The organism is Ilyobacter sp., from assembly GCF_041583315.1.
Classification (GTDB): Bacteria; Fusobacteriota; Fusobacteriia; order Fusobacteriales; family Fusobacteriaceae; genus Ilyobacter.
Genome location: NZ_JBFHGC010000446.1, coordinates 1 through 2,432 on the forward strand (window position 1 = coordinate 1; position 2,432 = coordinate 2,432).

Below are 2,432 nucleotides of genomic sequence, written 5' to 3' on the forward strand. Positions count from 1 at the left end.
ATTTCATTTATGACTATTTCATACCCTACGTCTTCTTTTAATAGCTCATATGTTGCAAACTTTAAAAGAGTCCTTTCTACATTTCCTATCCTGTCTAAAGTCCATCCGGTCATATTTTCCTCAATGGTCTTTTGGATTTCAGATTTATTTTCCGTCAATCCTTTAGCATATTTTTCCAAAAATTCCTGTCCTGCTTTGTTCAGCTTAAAATCATCTCTTGAAATAAAATCCCCAAGGATTTCAGTTGCATCAACTTCATTCAATTCAGCTTCAAACAGAAGTTTAAAAAATTCTTCTCTTGCTGTCTTTCTACTCATATTCCTACCTTTCTAGTCTTCTTTTAATCTTGTAATCAATATCTTCTTTATTTTCTTTATTTTTTCCAGATCTCCAAGATTATACCCCAGACATGTTACTGCCAATACGATAAGCATCTTCACAAATCCATATTGTATCAGAATAAGACCAAAAAGAAAACCCCCTAAAGCTCCTAAATATTTTTTTCTGTTTATTAAAAGCTCCTCTATAAATTCCACAAGCACTATTCATCACCTCTTTCAGATCTAAAACCAGAAGCAGCTTTCCTCTTAACAAGCTTAGAAACCTTCACCTCTACGTTCTCCACCTCTACTCCAAGATATTCAAAAACATAGTCTTTAACCTGCTTTTGCAGATCCAGTATATTTTTAGATATTTCACTGTCAGTATAAGCATCTACTTTTACAGTTATAAATAGTTTTTTTCTTTTTATTTTATTAGAAGGTCTGATGTTTTTTATATCAGAACTAGATCCCACTATCTCTTTCACAAGATTATTAACCGAAGAAGATGATACAGTGAGCTTTCCATTCTCAGTCTGTATTTCGTAATCTTTAGGTTTTTCAAAATTAGAAAGAAACTTTTCAATCGATAAAAGAAGATAAATAGCAGATAAACCTATGAGGGCTCCTCTGAAGGCATAGCTATAAAAATCTACATTGTAAAAATATTCCGGTATAATCCCTAAATAGATTCCTCCAAGAGAAATTATAAATATACCTGCCCAGGCAAGGGCAAATATCAGTTTTCTAACCATTTTCATCCCCCCAAAAATTAAAAGATTAGAGGCGGAAACCGCCTCTATTCTAATCTAAAATTTCAACTTCTTCTTCTACTTCTTTTATTTTAACATCCTGTACATAAATATTAACTTCTACAACCTTGAGTCCGGTAAGCTCTGTTATGCTTTTGATAACAGCTTCCTGTACCTCTCCAGCCACATCAGGGATAGAGAAACCGTATTCTACTACTATGAATACCTCTATACTACACTCTTTTTCCCCTACCTCTACCTTTACTCCGTGTGTCATTCTTTTTTTACCTAAAATTTTATTTACTTCGTCTGCTACTCCTCCTGCCAGTTTAAAAACTCCGTCCACATCCACAGCAGCCTTTGCAGATATTACTTTTACTACATCATCAGCAATTTTGATACTTCCTAATTCGCTCATAAAACTACCCCCTATAAATTATATCTATAAAAATATCTATAAAAAAACCAGGTATTTTCCTTTATTTATTTTTTATTTTTATCAAAATACTCCTCAATAAAACTCGTGTATACATCGCCTTTCTGATATGCTTCATTTTCAAGAACCTGAAGATGGAAAGGTATCGTAGTGTCTACCCCTTCTATTATATACTCCTCGAGGGCTCTTTTCATCCTTATAATAGCCTCTTCTCTGTCTGAACCGTAAACTATTAGTTTAGCTATCATAGAGTCATAATAAGGACTTATTACATAGCCTTGATATGAGTGGGAATCGATTCTTACTCCGATTCCTCCTGCAGGAATATAGGTTTCAAGAGTTCCTGCTGAAGGAAGGAAATTGTTTACAGTATCCTCTGCATTTATTCTGCACTCTATAGCATGTCCCATTATAACAACATCATCCTGTGTAAGAGTGAGTTCTCCACCGGCTGCAGCTATAATCTGCTCTTTTATGATGTCCACTCCTGTCACCATCTCTGTTACAGTATGTTCCACCTGGATTCTTGTATTCATCTCCATAAAAAAGAAGTTATTACTTTTATCAACTAAAAATTCAAGCGTTCCTGCTGAGTCATAATTTATTGCCTTAGCGAGCTTTACTGCAGCTTCACCCATTGCCACTCTCACATCCTGAGGAAGTATGGCAGAAGGAGCTTCTTCTATAAGCTTCTGGTGTCTTCTCTGTATAGAGCAGTCTCTTTCTCCTAGATGAACTACATTTCCATGTTTATCACCTATGATCTGTATCTCAATATGTCTTGGATTTTCTACGAATTTTTCTATATATACATCAGGATTGCCAAAGGCTGCCTCTGCCTCATTCTGTGCAGCAACCATGTTCGTCGCCAGTTCCTTGTCGTCTCTAGCGATTCTCATTCCCTTTCCTCCGCCTCCGGCAGTG

At 35.6% G+C, this 2,432-nt stretch carries 5 protein-coding genes; all 5 read right to left on the bottom strand.

The features are described 5' to 3' along the window. Positions 1 to 317 (bottom strand): transcription antitermination factor NusB (locus ABZA26_RS12690; RefSeq protein WP_372714881.1); only part of this gene is annotated, 317 nt, incomplete at its 3' end. Positions 318 to 329: 12 nt separating this feature from the next. Continuing rightward, positions 330 to 542: a DUF2273 domain-containing protein gene (locus ABZA26_RS12695; RefSeq protein WP_372714882.1), complete on the bottom strand. Its 213-nt coding sequence runs from the start codon at positions 540 to 542 to the stop codon at positions 330 to 332. Next, positions 542 to 1,075, bottom strand: a complete 534-nt coding sequence (gene amaP / locus ABZA26_RS12700; RefSeq protein WP_372714883.1) for an alkaline shock response membrane anchor protein AmaP — start codon at positions 1,073 to 1,075, stop codon at positions 542 to 544. Before amaP ends, ABZA26_RS12695 begins: the two co-directional genes overlap by 1 nt. A gap of 49 nt (positions 1,076 to 1,124) precedes the next feature. After that, entirely contained in the window at positions 1,125 to 1,490 is a 366-nt protein-coding gene (locus tag ABZA26_RS12705; protein ID WP_372714884.1) for an Asp23/Gls24 family envelope stress response protein, read from the bottom strand. 65 nt (positions 1,491 to 1,555) lie between these two features. Further along, a partial coding sequence (locus tag ABZA26_RS12710; protein WP_372714885.1) for an acetyl/propionyl/methylcrotonyl-CoA carboxylase subunit alpha occupies positions 1,556 to 2,432 on the bottom strand: 877 nt, incomplete at its 5' end.